This window comes from Amycolatopsis nivea, from assembly GCF_004522235.1.
GTDB classification, from domain to species: domain Bacteria; phylum Actinomycetota; class Actinomycetes; order Mycobacteriales; family Pseudonocardiaceae; genus Amycolatopsis; species Amycolatopsis nivea.
On the sequence record NZ_SDLT01000044.1, the window covers coordinates 64,257 to 78,809 of the forward strand.

Consider the following 14,553-nt stretch of genomic DNA (forward strand, 5'->3'; position numbering starts at 1 on the left):
CGCTCGGCTGCTGCCGGGTGAGACCAAGTGCGCCCCGTGCCTAGGCGCGTTGCCGCTGGATCTCTCGGCGGTCCTGCGAGGTGGTCGGCGATGACCTCTCCCGGCTTGCTCATGATCGCCCTGGCTGGACTCGGGCTCGGCGTGTGGGTGCTGGCGAAGATCGGACGTGCGTTGGCGTCGATGGCTGAGGCGCTGGCCGCGATGGCCGTCGTGTTCTTCGCCCTGTGGTGGGCCTGCAAGGCCGTGTTCTGGCTGCTCTCCCAAATCCTGATCCACTGGCGCACCTCCCTGGCCGTGATCGCGGTCTACCTGTGGTGCGTCTGGATCGGCTGGGTCTGGCTCGTGCTCAACCTCGGCGGCCTGGCGCTGATCCTCCTCGCGTGGCGACTGGTCGACGTGGTGTCGTTCGACCAGTGGTGCGGCCGGCCGCTGCGGTCATGGTGGCTGCGCTGGGCCGTCTACCACCTCAAGCTCCCCGGCTGGCTGCACGCGTGCGGCCTCAGCGTCCGCGACGACGCCGTGCCGGTGGAAGTGACGGTAAACCTGGTTGGGCGCCGCAAAGCCTCCCGGGCGACCGCTCGGCAGTCCGGGGTGGAGGTGCCCAAGGTCCTCGGCGTCCGCTCGAGCCCGTCGTGGGATGAGGTTCGAGTGCGGCTCGTGCCGGGGCAGAAGCCGGAGGACTTCGACGAGGCTGCCCGTGCGCTGGCCTCGGCGCGGAAGGTCGCGCGGTGTCAGGTGCGGGAACTGGAGCCGAACGTGGTGTCGGTCGACTTCCAGCGCCGAGACCAGCTGGCCTCCGTCGTGAACTGCCAGGCCGTTCCCGAGCAGGCCTCGGAGTCTGCGGTGGACCTGCGGCGGGTGTGGGCCGGTCGCACCGAGTACGGCCACGACTGGCGGGTCCCGTTGCTCGGCTCGGGCGCGCACTGCCTGACCGCCGGTGCCTCGGGTGCAGGCAAGAACAGCGTGATGTGGTGCCCCCTGGTTTCGGCGGCCCCGGCGATCCGCTCCGGGCTGGTGCGCATGTCGGGGATCGACCCCAAGGGCATGGAGCTGGCCTACGGGCGTGGGATCTTCACCCGCTACGCGGTGTCCGGGAAGGACGCGCTCGAGGTGCTGGACGGCCTGGTGGCCGAGATGGAATCCCGCAAGCGGGAGTTCGCCGGGCGGGTCCGCACCATCCCGCTGTCGACCGAGTACCCATTGGAGCTGCTGGAGTTCGACGAGATCGGCGCGCTCACCAAGTACACCGACCGCAAGACCCGCGAACAGATCGTCGAGCGGGTGGCACTGCTCAACACCCAGGGCCGGGCGCTGAACATCTCGGTGCGGGGCTACGTACAGGAGCCGACGAAGGACACCGTGCCCGTCCGCGAGCTGTTCACCCGGCGCGTCTGCCTCCGCGTCACCTCGAAGACACACGTACCGATGGTCTTGGGCGAGGGCGCCTATGAGCGGGGCGCGTGGGCCAACCGCATCGGTGACTCCGAGGCTGGTGTCGGGTTCGTGTGGGGCGAAGGCATCCGCGAGCCCCTGCGTATCCGCGCCGGGTGGGTCTCCGACGAGACCGTGAAGGCGCTGGAGCACTACGTCACCAACGGCGGCACGGTTCGTCCTGCGCTCGGCGGCGAGGGGGTGGCCGCATGAACCGGCTGATGGTTTTCCTCGACACCATCCGGGACCACCTCGACCTGCACCAGCTCCCGCCGGTCGCCACCCTGACCGTGCGGACCTGGTCGGACCCGCTCACGGTCCAGCTCGACGCCCACCGGCTGACCGACGTCGCCGGAGCCTTGTTGACCTGGGCGAACACCCTCGACGACGTGGCCGCCTCGCTCTGGCGCACCCCGGACGGCGACTCGGTGCACCTATCGGTCACCGGCCGGACGCCGTGCGGCATTCCCGTGGAGGTGTACAGCGGCGTTGCCTACGACCCGGCGGTGTTCCCGGACCTGCCCGCCGGAGTCCGGCAGGACATGCCCGTGTTCCAGTTTCGGCAATGGTCTCGCCCTGGCGAGGTGGCTGCCTGATGACAGCCGAACGGACCCAGCCGGCCACCTCCGGGACGCGGGCAGAACGGATGCGGGCACCGCTGGCTGCCGACGTGATCCGGGCGACGGCGGAGAAGCACGGTGTCTGCATCCGCCCGTTCACCATGGAGGTCGGCGACACCACCACCGGCGAACTCCGCTACGTCCCGGTCCCCTGCGGCTCCACAGTGGAGTCGGTCTGCCTGCCGTGTGCACGGAAGGCGAAGGCGCTTCGGCAGGCGCAGTGTCGCGAGGGCTGGCACATGACGGAAGAACCCATCCTCACCGCCGAGGCACCCTCGGAAAATCACAAGGAGCTGCTGACCTACCGCGCGGACCTGGTTGCCGCATACCGGGACGTGGTCGAGCACGACCAGGCGGAGGCGGAGGAGCTGCGGGAGGAAGTCGCCGGGGTCGATGCGGAACTTCGGCAACTCGGGATGCGCGGCCGACTGCCCGCCCTCGACATCCCGACCAAGCGGACGGTCAAGCGGTCGACACGTCGTCGGCAGGATGCGCCGAACCTGCCTCGGCGGAAGGTCGCGAAGACGACCGTTGGGCGGGAGTACGCGGGCAAGTTCCGGCCGTCGATGTTCGTCACACTGACCTGCGACACCTACGGCCCGGTCCGTGGCGACGGTTCCCCGGTCGACCCCAGCCGGTATGACTATCGGCGCGCGGCTCGGGATGCTGTGCACTTCTCCGCGCTGGTGGACCGCTGGTGGCAAAACCTGCGCCGGGTCGTCGGCTGGGACGCGCAGTACTTCGCCACGGTCGAGCCGCAGAAGCGGACAGCTCCGCACCTGCACGCAGCGATCCGCGGTGCGATCCCGCACGACGTCATCCGCCAGGTCACCGAAGCCACCTATCATCAGGTCTGGTGGCCCAACCACGACCAGGTGCTTTACGCCGAGCGGCTGCCTGTCTGGGACGGCGACACCCGGGCCTTCCTCGACCCGGACACCCGGGAACCGCTGATCACCTGGGACGACGCCGTGGACCAGGTCGAGGACCCGGCGCACGTGGTGACCTTCGGGCGGCAGGTGCATTCGAAGGGCATCCTCGGCGGCACCGAAGAGGCCGGCCGCCACATCGGCTACCTGACCAAGTACCTCACCAAGTCCACCGGTGAGGTCGTGGAGGCGGACACGGCGTGGCTGCGCGACCATCACGACCGGCTGCACGCCGAGCTGTCGGTTACCCCGTGCTCGCCGCGCTGCGCAGTCTGGCTGCTCTACGGGGTCCAGCCCAAGGGCGTCACGGGCAAGACGACCCCAGGGCACTGCAAGGGGCGGGCGCACCGGCGGACCACTCTCGGGCTGCCCGGCCGCCGGGTGCTGGTGTCGCGGAAGTGGTCGGGCAAGACCCTCGATGACCACAAGGCCGACCGGAAGGTCTTTGTGGCACAGGCGCTGGCGGCGATCGGGATCGAGAAACCACAGCCCGACCCGGCCCGGTTGGTCTGGCGGAAGGTCGAGCCCGGTGATCCGCAGGTTCCGCCGCGTCCGCACCTGGTAATGCGGGCGATCGCGGAACGGATCACGTGGAAGGCCGAGTACGACCGGGCGCTACTCGCGGCAGCCGGACCGCCAGGGGACGGTCCGGAAACTTCGGCAACTCGGCACGCGGCCTGATGGGGGAAGCAATGAACAACCACAACACGAACCGGCTCTGGTCGGTCGACGACGTTTCAAACTACCTCGGTGTCCCGGTCAAGACGCTCTACCAGTGGAAGTGGCGCGGCGAGGGGCCCCCGGTCCGGAAGATCGGGCGTCACCTCCGCTACGACCCAGCCAAGGTGCAGGCCTGGGTCAATGGGGAGGTCGCGGCCTGATGGGGCACATTCAAGATCGCTGGTACCGCCCTGCTCGGGACAAGGAGACCGGCAAAGTCCTGCTGAACAAGCGGAACAAACCTGTGCTTGAAAGGACCGAGCTGTACGGCGTTGGTCTGCGGTACAAGGTGCGCTACCTCGACCCGGACAACGAGGAGCGCTCGAAGTCCTTTGCGGACAAACAAAAGAAGCGCGCGGAAGACTTCCTCATCGGGGTGGAGTCCGACAAGCGCGAGGACAAGTACATCGACCCGCGCTCGTCGTCCAAGACGTTTCGGCAACAGGCCGAAAACTGGCTCAAAGCACAGTCACCGGACCCGGCGACGCGGGAGATCCTGCGCAGCCGTCTCGAAAGCCAGATCTACCCGATGTTCGGACACCTGAAGTTCAGTCAGATCAAGCCGTCGACCATTCGCGACTGGCTCGGCGTGATGGAAGACAAGCGGCTGAGCGCCAACTACCAAGTAGTGCTGTTCACCATCGCGACCGGCGTCCTCGACTCGGCGATAGACGACAAGCTGATCCGGGAGAATCCCTGCCAGACGAAGACCGTTCGGCGCCCGGTGGGCAGTAGCCCGCAGGTTGTGGTGTGGCCGGAAGCGCGCGTTCACCACGTGCGAACCGGACTCGCCGAGCGGTTCCGCGTCGTCGTCCCGCTCGGGTCCGGGCTCGGGCTGCGGCAGGGCGAGATTCTGGGGTTCTCGCCAGACGACATTGACCGGGACGAGATGGTGGTCCGCGTTCAGCGGCAGATCAAGACGGTCAAGGGCGTGATGATGTTCGCTCCGCCGAAGGGCGGCAAGACCCGCACGGTGCCGCTCTCCCCCGCCATGCTGGCGGAGATCGACGACCACGAAGACCGGTTCCCGGCGACGGCCGTCACGCTCCCCTGGAAGAAGCCCGACGGCGACCGGGTGACAGTTCGACTGCTCGTCACGGGCGAGGCCGGCCGCCTGTATACCGGTGACCTGTTCACGAAGGTCGTCTGGCAGGGCGCGTTCAGGGTGGCCGAGATCACACACCGTGGCCGGGCCGACGGCATGCACGCGCTGAGGCACTTCTACGCCTCGACCCTGCTGTCCCGATCAGTCTCGATCAAGGAGCTGGCCGAGTACCTGGGGCACGCCGACGCGGGCTTCACCCTCCGGACGTACACCCACCTCGTCCCGTCGAGCCATGAGCGCGCTCGGCAGGCCGTTGACGCGGTGTTCGGGCGGCCTGGTGCTGATGACGGCCTGGAGGCGGCCTGATCATGGAATACCAGGACCGCCCGAACCACCGGGTCAAGATCGATCTAGCCCTTGAGCAGGGCCCGGGCCATGACGACCTTCTGGATCTGGTTGGTGCCTTCGTAGATCTGCGTGATCTTCGCGTCCCGCATCATCCGCTCCACCGGGAAGTCACGCGTGTAACCTGCGCCGCCGAACAGCTGCACTGCGTCCGTCGTCACTGACATTGCCACGTCGGATGCGTACGCCTTGGCTGCCGATGCCGTGAAGCCAGCGCGTTTGTCGCCTCGTTCGGAGGAGGCTGCGGAGGCGTACACGAGGTGGCGGGCGGCTTCGATTTTCGTTCCCATGTCGGCCAGCATGAACTGGATTCCTTGGAAATCTGCGATTGCCTTGCCGAACTGCTTGCGTTCCTTGACGTACGCGACGGCGGCGTCCAGGGCGCCTTGGGCGATTCCCAGGGCTTGTGCGCCGATCGTCGGGCGGGTGTGGTCTAGGGTGCGCAGGGCGGTTTTCAGGCCGGTGCCCGGTTCGCCGATGATGCGGTCCGCGGGGATGGTGCAGTTTTCGAAGTAGATTTCGCGGGTCGGCGAGCCCTTGATGCCCAGCTTCTTTTCCTTCGGGCCTACCGAGAATCCCGGGTCGTCCTTGTGCACGACGAATGCGGAAATGCCGTTGGCCTTCTTTTCCGCGTTCGGGTCGGTTACGGCCATCACCGTGTACCAGGACGATTCGCCGGCGTTGGTGATCCAGCACTTGGTTCCGTTGAGGACCCAGTGGTCGCCGTCCAGGCGGGCGCGGGTGCGCATGGACGCGGTGTCCGAACCGGCCTCTCGTTCGGACAGGGCGTACGACGCTGAGGCTTCACCCGAGGCGATCGACGGCAGGACCAGCTTCTTCAGGTCCTCCGAAGCGGACAGGATGATCGGCTGCGTGCCCAGTTTGTTGACCGCCGGGATCAGGGACGCGGACGCATCGACGCGCGCGACTTCCTCGATCACGATGCACGCGCCGATGGCGTCGGCGCCCTGGCCGTCGTATTCCTCGCCGATGTGGACGGCGTTGAAACCCGCCTTGATGAGCGCTTCGTTGGCTTCGACCGGGTAGCGCTCCTGCTCGTCGACCTCCGCCGCGTAGGGCGCGATCTCCTTTTCGGCTAGAGCCCGGACCGCGGCCCGCAGTTCCTCGTGCTCTTCGGCCAGCTGATACAGGCCCTCGGCCACCTTCAGTCACCTCTTCTGCAGCGAAACGGGAGAAAGTCCCTCGATGTTAGCCCGCGTTCACTCCGAACGCGGCAGCTCGCTTCTTGTGTCCTCGGCCTCACCGTTCGTATGGTCAAGCGATGGCTGCCACTGCGTCGACCCCGCCGCCCGGATTGCCCGCTTCCCTTGACTACCCCGAGGTGCCGATCGGTTCGGTACTCGCCGGCGCCGCGACGCGCTACGGCGATCGGGTCGCGTTCGCCATGGACGGCGACCAGCTCACGTTCGCCCAGACCTGGCAGGCCGCCTGCCAATTCGCGCAAGCACTGCTCGCCCGCGGCATCGGGCGGGGCGACGTGGTCGCCGTGCATCTGCCGAACTGTCTCGCGTATCCGATCGCCTACCACGGCATCCTGCTGGCGGGGGCGACGTTCAGTCCGACGAACCCGCTGCTCCCGCCCGACGACCTCGCCTTCCAGCTCACTGACTGCGGGGCCGCCGCGGTCGTGACGTTCGGGCCGGTCTCGGGCACGCTCGCGGCGGTCGCCGACCGGATTCCGGCACGGCTCACGATCGTCGTCGCGCCGACCGGCGAGCTCGGCGAGGGGAGCGTGGAGTTCCGCGAGTTCTTCGCTGACCAGCCCGCAACCAGGCCTGACGTGCCGATCGACGTGGACCACGACCTCGCCCATCTCGCCTACACGGGTGGCACGACCGGGCGGTCCAAGGGCGTTGAGCTCACGCATCGCAACGTCGTCACGAATACGCTGCAGCACACCTGCTGGTCGACCGGGTCGGTACCGGCGCTCGACGCGAACGGCGACGTGACGATCGACCAGATCGGCAGCCCGGACGAATGGCCGACCCGGCTCGGCACGGGCACCGGCATCAACCTGACGCCGTGGTTCCACGCGATGGGCGTGATCGCGGGGCTCAACGGGCCGTTGATGGGCGGCGGTACGACGGTGCTGCACGCCCGGTTCGACCCGGCCGCGTACGTCGCTGACGCGGAAAGGCTGCAGGTCACGACGATCGGTGGCGCGCCCGCGCTGTTCGCGGCGCTGCTGGCCACGCCTGCGTTCCACACTGCTGACCTGTCGTCGGTGCGCAACATCGGCTCCGGTGCGGCACCGATGAGCCACGAGATGATCCGCGCGCTGCACCAGCGGTTCCCTGGCGTCGTGATCGCGGAGGGCTACGGACTCACCGAGGTGACAATGGGTGCGGTGATCTCGCCGAGCTACCGGTCCGGCGTGCGCAAGGTGGGGTCGGTCGGCAGGCCGATCTTCGACACCGAGGTCAAGCTCGTCGCGGACGGCAGCGAGGAGCCGTTGCCACCTGGGCAGGAGGGCGAGGTGTGCTTGCGCGGGCCGCAGGTGATGCGCGGGTACCGGAACCGTCCGGAAGAGACCGCTGCCGCGTTGGTCGACGGATGGCTGCACACCGGCGACATCGGGGTGCTCGACGAGGACGGGTATCTGTCCATTGTGGACCGCAAGAAGGATATGCTGCTGTACAAGGGATACAACGTCTTTCCGCGCGAGCTCGAGGAACTGCTGAGCGCGTCGCCGGGCGTGCTGTCCGCAGCAGTGGTCGGACGGCCGAGTCCGGAAGTCGGCGAGCTGCCGGTGGCGTTCGTGGTGCGGAAGCCGGACTCCTCAGTGGACGCTGAGCAGCTGATGGCGGCGGTGAACGAGAAGGTGTTGCCGTACAAACGCCTGCGGGAACTGCACTTCGTGGCGGAGATCCCGGTGTCGGCGGCGGGCAAGGTGCTGAAGCGCGAACTGCGCAAGCAGCTGCCAGACCCGGCCTGAACCGGCGGGATGCGCGGATGCCGGTTCCGGACCGGCATCCGCGTGCTCGGACTTACTTGCCCGCTTTTTCGCGGAGCTTGGCGTCCTTGTCCAGGACGAGCTGCTCCAGGTCCTCCTGGAACTGCGTCAGCTTCGCCTGCAACTGCAGGTCAGCGGCGGCGAGGATCCGGACCGCGAGGAGACCGGCGTTGCGCGCCCCGCCGACGGACACCGTCGCGACCGGGATGCCGGCGGGCATCTGCACGATCGACAGCAGCGAGTCCATGCCGTCCAGGTACTTCAGCGGGACCGGCACGCCGATCACCGGCAGCACGGTCGCCGACGCGACCATGCCCGGCAGGTGCGCGGCACCGCCCGCGCCCGCGATGATCGCGCGGATGCCCCGGTCGGCCGCGGACTTCGCGTAGTCCAGCATCCGCTGCGGGGTGCGGTGCGCCGAGTAGACACCGACCTCGTACTCGACGCCGAACTCGTCCAGCGCTTGTCCCGCGGCCTCCATCACCGGCCAGTCGGAGTCGCTGCCCATGATCACGCCCACCTGCGGCGCCATTGTGTTCCCCTTCAGTGGATCTCGTAGCCGTCGAGCCAGACGGCGTGGGACAGCCAGTGCGCGGACAGCAGCGCGCGATTGCGCAGGTCGTCCATGCGGTCGCCGATGAAGTTGACGTGCCCGAGCTTGCGGCCGGGCCGGTCCTGCTTGCCGTAGAGGTGGATTTTCACCTCGGGGAAGCGCGCGAACAGGTGGTGCACGCGCTCGTCCGGGCTCATCTGCGGCGAGACGTCCGCGCCGAGCACGTTCGCCATCACGCACGCCGGCGCGATCAGGTCGGTGCGGCCGAGCGGGTAGTCCAGGACGCCGCGCAGATGCTGCTCGAACTGCGACGTGCGCGAACCGTCCATGGTCCAGTGACCGGAGTTGTGCGGGCGCATCGCCAGCTCGTTGACCAGCAGGCCGGTCTCGGTCTCGAACAGCTCGACCGCGAGCAGCCCGGTGACGTCGAGCGTCGACGCGATGCGCAGGGCCAGCTCCTGCGCCTCGTGCACGCGCGACTCGGACAGCCCCGGTGCCGGGGCGAGGACCTCGGTGTTGATGCCGTTCGTCTGTACGGTCTCGACGACCGGGTACGCCGCTCCCTGGCCGAACGGGGAACGCGCGACCAGCGCGGACAGCTCGCGCTTCATCGCGACCTTTTCCTCGACCAGCAGCTCGGTGCCGGCCTCGAGGAGTTCGGGAACGGTCTCGCGGGCCTGCTGTGCGGTGTCGAGCATCCAGACGCCCCGGCCGTCGTACCCGCCGCGCGACGCCTTCAGCACCACCGGCCAGCTGTGCTCGCCGCCGAACGCGATCACATCGTCCACAGTGGACACTTCGGTGAAGGCGGGGCCGGGCACGCCCAGGCCGGCCATCATTTCGCGCATCACGAGCTTGTTCTGCGCGAACCCGAGCGCGGTGGGCGCGGGGCGGACGACGAAGCCCTCGGTGGCGAGGGTGAGCAGGTGCTCGCCGGGCACGTGCTCGTGGTCGAAGGTGACCACGTCGACCTGGCGGGCGAAGTCGACGAGCGCGTCGAGGTCGGTGTGGTGGCCGATGACGACGTCGCTCGCGACGAGGGCCGCCGCGTCGCCCTCGTCGGCCGCCAGCACCTTCAGCGACTGGCCGAGGGAAATCGCCGCCTGCTGCGTCATGCGGGCGAGCTGCCCGCCGCCCACCATGCCGACGATGGGAAGACCGGTTCGTTTGTCCATAACGCAGCCCAGGTTACTGGGCGAGAAGTGGCGGACCACGGGCGACCTGCGGCGGAGGGGGCTGCGGGTGGGGTGTGGTTGGGCTCGGGCGGCGGGGGTGCGGGTTCGCGGCGGTAACTGGCTGCGGCGGGCGGGCCAAGGCTGCGGCAGGTGGGGTGCGGTTGGGCCGAGACGACGAGCGGTGCGGGTTTGTGGCGGGAAGGCAAAGGCAGCAGCAGGCAGGGTGCAGTTAGGCCGGGCCTGCGGGGGCCGGTGGCGCGAACCGGCTGCGGCAAGGAGGTCAAGGCGGCAGAGGGCGGGGTGCGGTTGGCCGGGAGAGGTTGCGGTTTGACGCCGGAAGCCGACTGCGACGGGGTGAAGGCGACCGCACACGGCTTCAGTTGGGCCGGGACGGCGAGGGTTCGCGGGCTGGCAACGGGAACCGGCTGCGGCGAAGTACCGCCCGTGGTGAGAACCGGCTCCGGCGCGCACCGGCTATGGCGGCGGCCCGGCAGCGGGCAGGAGCTCTGGCGCGCACCGGCCATAGCGGCAACCCGGCAGCGGGCACCAGCTCCGGCGCACCCCAGAGAACTCGTCTGACCAAGCACCAGCCGAAGCGAGCTGACGGAAGCAACCACCAAGACCCACCCGCAAGCAGGCGACACCCGCGCGTCAAAGCCCACCCCGGAGCGGCTCGCTGCAGCAGGATGGCTGGATGGACTCTGTCACCCTCCCGCGGCCGGTTCTTTACGCGCTTCGCCAAGCGAGTCTCTCCGGAGTGGCCACCGAAATGCTCACCGGCGCGTCCCGGCCGTTGACCTTCCCCACCGGGTTCGGCGAAGTGCTCGCTTGGCTCTGGAGCACCGACTCCAACGCGGCCGTGATCTACCTCGCCGAGTTGATGAAGCAGCTCCGCGAACGGCACCCGCTTGCCAAGACCGTCTCCCCGCCGTTCCGGTTTGACGAGTTGCTCACCGCCGCGCGCGAATGTCTTCCGGACGACTTCGCGCACGCCGAGTTGCTCATTCAGTACACCCGCACCGCGCTGGGCGACTTCTACGGTGGCTCGGAGAACTGACTAGGGCTCACTATTCGGCTGATCTGTCCGCTTAACGCGGGAGCAGAACGAGGGCCGTGCCCGTCCGCGAGCCAGGGCTCCGGACGGCCACGTAACGACCGCGATTCAGACAGTAACCGTCGCCACCGACAAAAAACGGTCGGCAAGACCCTGAACAGGGCAAAAGGGCTAAGAAGAACCAATACGGTTGCGAGCTCGCCGCTGCAGGCCCCACCGCACGGCCAGGGCGACGGCGAGCACGACTGGCGTGAGGATGTAAGCGTCGCCGAGGATGTTCTGCCACACCTTCCAATGCAGCTCGACGTTTCGGCCATTTGGCAAGATCAGCAGCACGCAACTGACGAAGACGAAAGCCACTAGGAACGTGCCCAGCCACCGCTTCCAGGCGGTCGCTGGGGTGGTTTTCGGCAACCTGGACACCAGGAGCACGACCAGCGGCGCAACCCAGACCCAGTGGTGCGACCAGGAAATCGGCGAGATCAGCAGGATCCAGAACGCGGTGACGAGCAGCGCAGCAAGCGCTTGGCCGCGCCGGTGGAAGCGGAACATCAGCCACAGGGCCGGGATGGCGAGCACCAGGCCGATCGCGGTCGCTGCGGTCGAGGCCCACGGGGCCAGGTCCGTGGCGCGGTTCATCAGAGCGTTCAGCGACTGGTTGCCCGCCCAGTGCACCGGGCCGATCCGGCCGGTGTCGGGGAGCGTTTTGGTCCAGTATTTCCACGAATCGTGCGGGTTGATCAGGAACAGCAGCGCCTGCATGCCGACGAAGGTCGCCAACCCGCGCAGGGCGTCTTTCCAGCGGCCGGTGACCAGCAGGTGGCCGAGGAACACGATGGGGGTCAGCTTGATCGCCGCCGCGAGGCCGACCAGCACTCCGCCCCAGCGGCTGCCTCGGGCACCGATGACGAGCATGTCCAGCAGGACCATCGCCATCAGGATCAGGTTGATCTGACCGAGGAAGATCGTCCGCCACACCGGTTCGAAACCGAGGAAGACCAAGAAGAACACGATGGTCGACCGGGCGGGCGAGGCCCACCAGCGAGGACCGTCGGCGGCCGGGCGGGGCAGTGCGCCGATCGCGATCCGGATCGACAGGGCTAGCGCGGCCAGCGACGCCACGGTCAGGAAACCCCAGGCCACCTGCACTGGCACGACCGCGAGCGGCGCGAACAGCAGCGCCGCGGTCGGCGGGTAGGTGAACGGGAGCAGCGCCCAGCCCGGTTCGGTGGGCAGCGTGTTCGCGTCGTAGAGGTTGTCGCCGCGCAGCAGCTGCAGCGCGCCCGCCCGGTAGACCGCGCTGTCCACGCCGAGGTTCCAGTCGTGCGTCCATCCCCAGAACCCGACCGCGATCGCCAGCAGCGGGAACACCGCGAGGATGAGCATCGACCGGGGGCGCACGGACAGCCGTGCCAGAGATCGGCGCAGAGCCAGCCGGGGTTGCCCGGATCGATTCACCGGAGCTTCGCCGTCAGCAGCGGAGGGTACGGTCCTGGTCACCACACCAGGAAAGCACGAGTGCGGGAATGCTGGTCGGGAAGGGGGACCGGGGCTCAGCTGTGCGCCAATTCCGTCAGCAGCTCGCACGCCCGGTCGTGCGTCCCTGGCAACCGGACAGCGGACACGAGCGGACGGGCGACGTCGCGCAGTTGCGGGTCCACCGAAAGGCGTTCGTTGAGCGCCCTTCGCAGCGCGACCCCGCGCGTGGCCAGGCGTTCGTTGCGTTCGGCCAGCACCGCGACCGCGGACGGGCCGATCGTCGCGTAGCACTCGCCGGTGTCGAACACGGCTTTGACCGCGTCCGCAGCAAGGATCATGGCGGTCAAGCGCGGCCAGCCGGACACTGACGTCAAGTCCAGCGACACGGTGAGCAGCACATTCGCCTCGTTGACCCCGCCTCGGTAGATCTCGCCGAGCCGGGTCCGCAGGTACGCCGCGGACGGCAGGCCGGTGAGCGGGTCGGTGACCTCGGTGTGCACGAGCTGGTCGGTCGCGACGTCTGCCCAGGCCAGCGCCGTGACACGGAGCAGCCGGGCGGGGGTGGCGTCGACATCCGGCGCGACGAATCCGTCGACGGCGTCCGGATCGGCGAGCACCGCGTGCAAAGCGGCCAGGTCGGACAGCGTTTCCGACAGCCCCGCTCCCGCCGCTGCCCGCGCCCTGCCGAGTCCGGCCAGCGCGTTCTCCGCGCCCGTCGAACCGTGCCGGACGACGGCCGCGCACACCGCGTCCACTTCGGGCAGTGCCCAATCGCTCGGGAAACGCCAGCCGGCGGCGAGGCTGGCTGTTCGCCAGCGAGCTCGCAATGCCCGCAAATGGCGGTCCCGCTCGAACCGCGCACGCGTCTCGTCCCCCGACGAGTCGCCTGCGGAGCCGAACCGCGCCCCGGTCGCCGGTACGTCCACCGAACCCCCAGCTCCTTCCGGTACCTGTCGATCTTGTTCCCCAATCACGGAGGGGACGCGGCGGTACTCCCCTCGTGACGCGTTTTCCCCGATCTTTTTCGCGTAATCACCAGACGAGGAGGTGAACTTGCTGCGCCTACTGAGGCATCTGCCGGACCACGGCGTGACGAGTGTCGCCGCATCCGTCACACTTGGTGTGCGTTGTAAGGAGCAAGGCGCGTGGAGTCCGCCGCGCGTGGAGCATCGAAGGAGCCCCGTGTCCACCGTTCCCGCCGATCTCTCCGGTAAGAGTGACGCCGAGCTGATCGCAGAGGTGCGCGCGGGAAAGATCGCGTCCTACGGTCCGCTCTACGAGCGGCACAGCGGTGCCGCGCACAACCTCGCCCGCCAGCTCGCACGGTCCAGCTCGGAGGCCGACGACCTCGTGTCGGAGGCGTTCTCGAAGGTATTGGACACGCTGCGTGGCGGGAAGGGCCCGGACAGCGCCTTCCGTGCGTACTTGCTTACTGCGCTGCGTCACACCGCGTACGACAAGACGCGCCGTGACCGGCGGATCGACCTCAACGAGGACATGAGCGACGTCGGCGGTGCCGCCGGCGAGGCGCTCACCGTGCAGTTCTCCGACACCGCCGTCGCGGGCCTCGAGCGCACGATGGCCGCGAAGGCCTTCGCGCGGCTCCCGGAACGCTGGCAGGCAGTCCTTTGGCACACCGAAATCGAGCAGCAGAGCCCGGCTGAAGTCGCGCCGCTGCTCGGGCTGACCGCGAACGGCGTGTCCGCGCTCGCGTACCGCGCCCGGGAAGGGCTTCGCCAGGCGTATCTGCAGGTCCACCTGCAGGAAACCGGTGCGGACCGCTGCCGCGCGACCGCCGAGCGGCTCGGTGCTTGGACGCGCGACGGACTTTCGAAGCGCGAGCGCTCGCAGGTCGAGAACCACCTGGACGAATGCGAGCAGTGCCGGGTGCTGGCGGCCGAACTGGCCGACGTCAACGGCAGCCTGCGCGCGATCATCGCCCCGATTGTCCTGGGCGGCGCCGCTCTCGGCTACCTGGCGACGATCGGCGCGGCCAAGGCGAGCGCGGCTACCGCCGGTGCCGCCGCTGTCGGCGCCGGAGCCGCCGCGGCAGGCGGGGCCAAGGCGGGTGCGGCGGCAGCTGCGTCCGCGCCGCGGCAGTTCGCCGGGGTCGCCATGTCCGGGGCCGCGATGGTGGCCGCCGTCGCGGTCGCGCTGGCCGCGGGCGG

At 68.8% G+C, this 14,553-nt stretch carries 13 protein-coding genes; 8 read left to right on the plus strand and 5 right to left on the minus strand.

Features of this window, described 5'->3' with window-relative positions; genetic code table 11:
- Positions 1–90: 90 nt before the first annotated feature.
- From EIZ44_RS37105 to EIZ44_RS37125, 5 genes are read left to right on the plus strand one after another with little or no spacing between them, the layout of a single operon-like run.
- The gene (locus EIZ44_RS37105) at positions 91–1,644 is read left to right on the plus strand and encodes an FtsK/SpoIIIE domain-containing protein (RefSeq protein ID WP_134733801.1); all 1,554 of its coding nucleotides are present in this window, start codon (positions 91–93) and stop codon (positions 1,642–1,644) included.
- Positions 1,641–2,027, plus strand: coding sequence for a hypothetical protein (locus EIZ44_RS37110; protein ID WP_134733802.1), 387 nt, complete (start codon positions 1,641–1,643; stop codon positions 2,025–2,027). Before EIZ44_RS37105 ends, EIZ44_RS37110 begins: the two co-directional genes overlap by 4 nt.
- The gene (locus tag EIZ44_RS37115; protein ID WP_134733803.1) at positions 2,027–3,661 is read left to right on the plus strand and encodes a replication initiator; all 1,635 of its coding nucleotides are present in this window, start codon (positions 2,027–2,029) and stop codon (positions 3,659–3,661) included. Before EIZ44_RS37110 ends, EIZ44_RS37115 begins: the two co-directional genes overlap by 1 nt.
- A gap of 11 nt (positions 3,662–3,672) precedes the next feature.
- On the plus strand, positions 3,673–3,861 hold the full coding sequence (locus EIZ44_RS37120) for a helix-turn-helix transcriptional regulator (protein WP_134733804.1): 189 nt from the start codon (positions 3,673–3,675) through the stop codon (positions 3,859–3,861).
- Entirely contained in the window at positions 3,861–5,111 is a 1,251-nt protein-coding gene (locus EIZ44_RS37125; protein ID WP_134733805.1) for a tyrosine-type recombinase/integrase, read from the plus strand. Before EIZ44_RS37120 ends, EIZ44_RS37125 begins: the two co-directional genes overlap by 1 nt.
- A gap of 44 nt (positions 5,112–5,155) precedes the next feature.
- Here the strand turns inward: EIZ44_RS37125 and EIZ44_RS37130 are convergent, their stop codons facing one another.
- Entirely contained in the window at positions 5,156–6,313 is a 1,158-nt protein-coding gene (locus EIZ44_RS37130; RefSeq protein WP_106961293.1) for an acyl-CoA dehydrogenase family protein, read from the minus strand.
- Between the two features lie 119 nt (positions 6,314–6,432).
- Between EIZ44_RS37130 and EIZ44_RS37135 the strand changes: the two genes are divergently transcribed.
- Positions 6,433–8,106 (plus strand): class I adenylate-forming enzyme family protein, encoded by a 1,674-nt coding sequence (locus EIZ44_RS37135; RefSeq protein WP_037815996.1) that lies wholly within the window; start codon positions 6,433–6,435, stop codon positions 8,104–8,106.
- 52 nt (positions 8,107–8,158) lie between these two features.
- Here EIZ44_RS37135 and purE read toward each other — a convergent pair whose 3' ends face one another.
- Positions 8,159–8,656, minus strand: a complete 498-nt coding sequence (gene purE / locus EIZ44_RS37140; RefSeq protein ID WP_037815998.1) for a 5-(carboxyamino)imidazole ribonucleotide mutase — start codon at positions 8,654–8,656, stop codon at positions 8,159–8,161.
- Positions 8,657–8,667: 11 nt separating this feature from the next.
- On the minus strand, positions 8,668–9,852 hold the full coding sequence (locus tag EIZ44_RS37145) for a 5-(carboxyamino)imidazole ribonucleotide synthase (protein ID WP_134733806.1): 1,185 nt from the start codon (positions 9,850–9,852) through the stop codon (positions 8,668–8,670).
- Positions 9,853–10,546: 694 nt separating this feature from the next.
- On the opposite strand from EIZ44_RS37145, the gene EIZ44_RS37150 reads away from it, so the two are divergent.
- The gene (locus EIZ44_RS37150) at positions 10,547–10,909 is read left to right on the plus strand and encodes a hypothetical protein (protein WP_134733807.1); all 363 of its coding nucleotides are present in this window, start codon (positions 10,547–10,549) and stop codon (positions 10,907–10,909) included.
- A gap of 168 nt (positions 10,910–11,077) precedes the next feature.
- Here the strand turns inward: EIZ44_RS37150 and EIZ44_RS37155 are convergent, their stop codons facing one another.
- Entirely contained in the window at positions 11,078–12,406 is a 1,329-nt protein-coding gene (locus EIZ44_RS37155; protein WP_134733808.1) for a glycosyltransferase 87 family protein, read from the minus strand.
- A 53-nt stretch (positions 12,407–12,459) separates the two neighbouring features.
- The gene (locus EIZ44_RS37160; protein ID WP_037816002.1) at positions 12,460–13,311 is read right to left on the minus strand and encodes a hypothetical protein; all 852 of its coding nucleotides are present in this window, start codon (positions 13,309–13,311) and stop codon (positions 12,460–12,462) included.
- A gap of 256 nt (positions 13,312–13,567) precedes the next feature.
- Here EIZ44_RS37160 and EIZ44_RS37165 point away from each other — a divergent pair.
- A partial coding sequence (locus EIZ44_RS37165) for a sigma-70 family RNA polymerase sigma factor (RefSeq protein WP_205673421.1) occupies positions 13,568–14,553 on the plus strand: 986 nt, incomplete at its 3' end.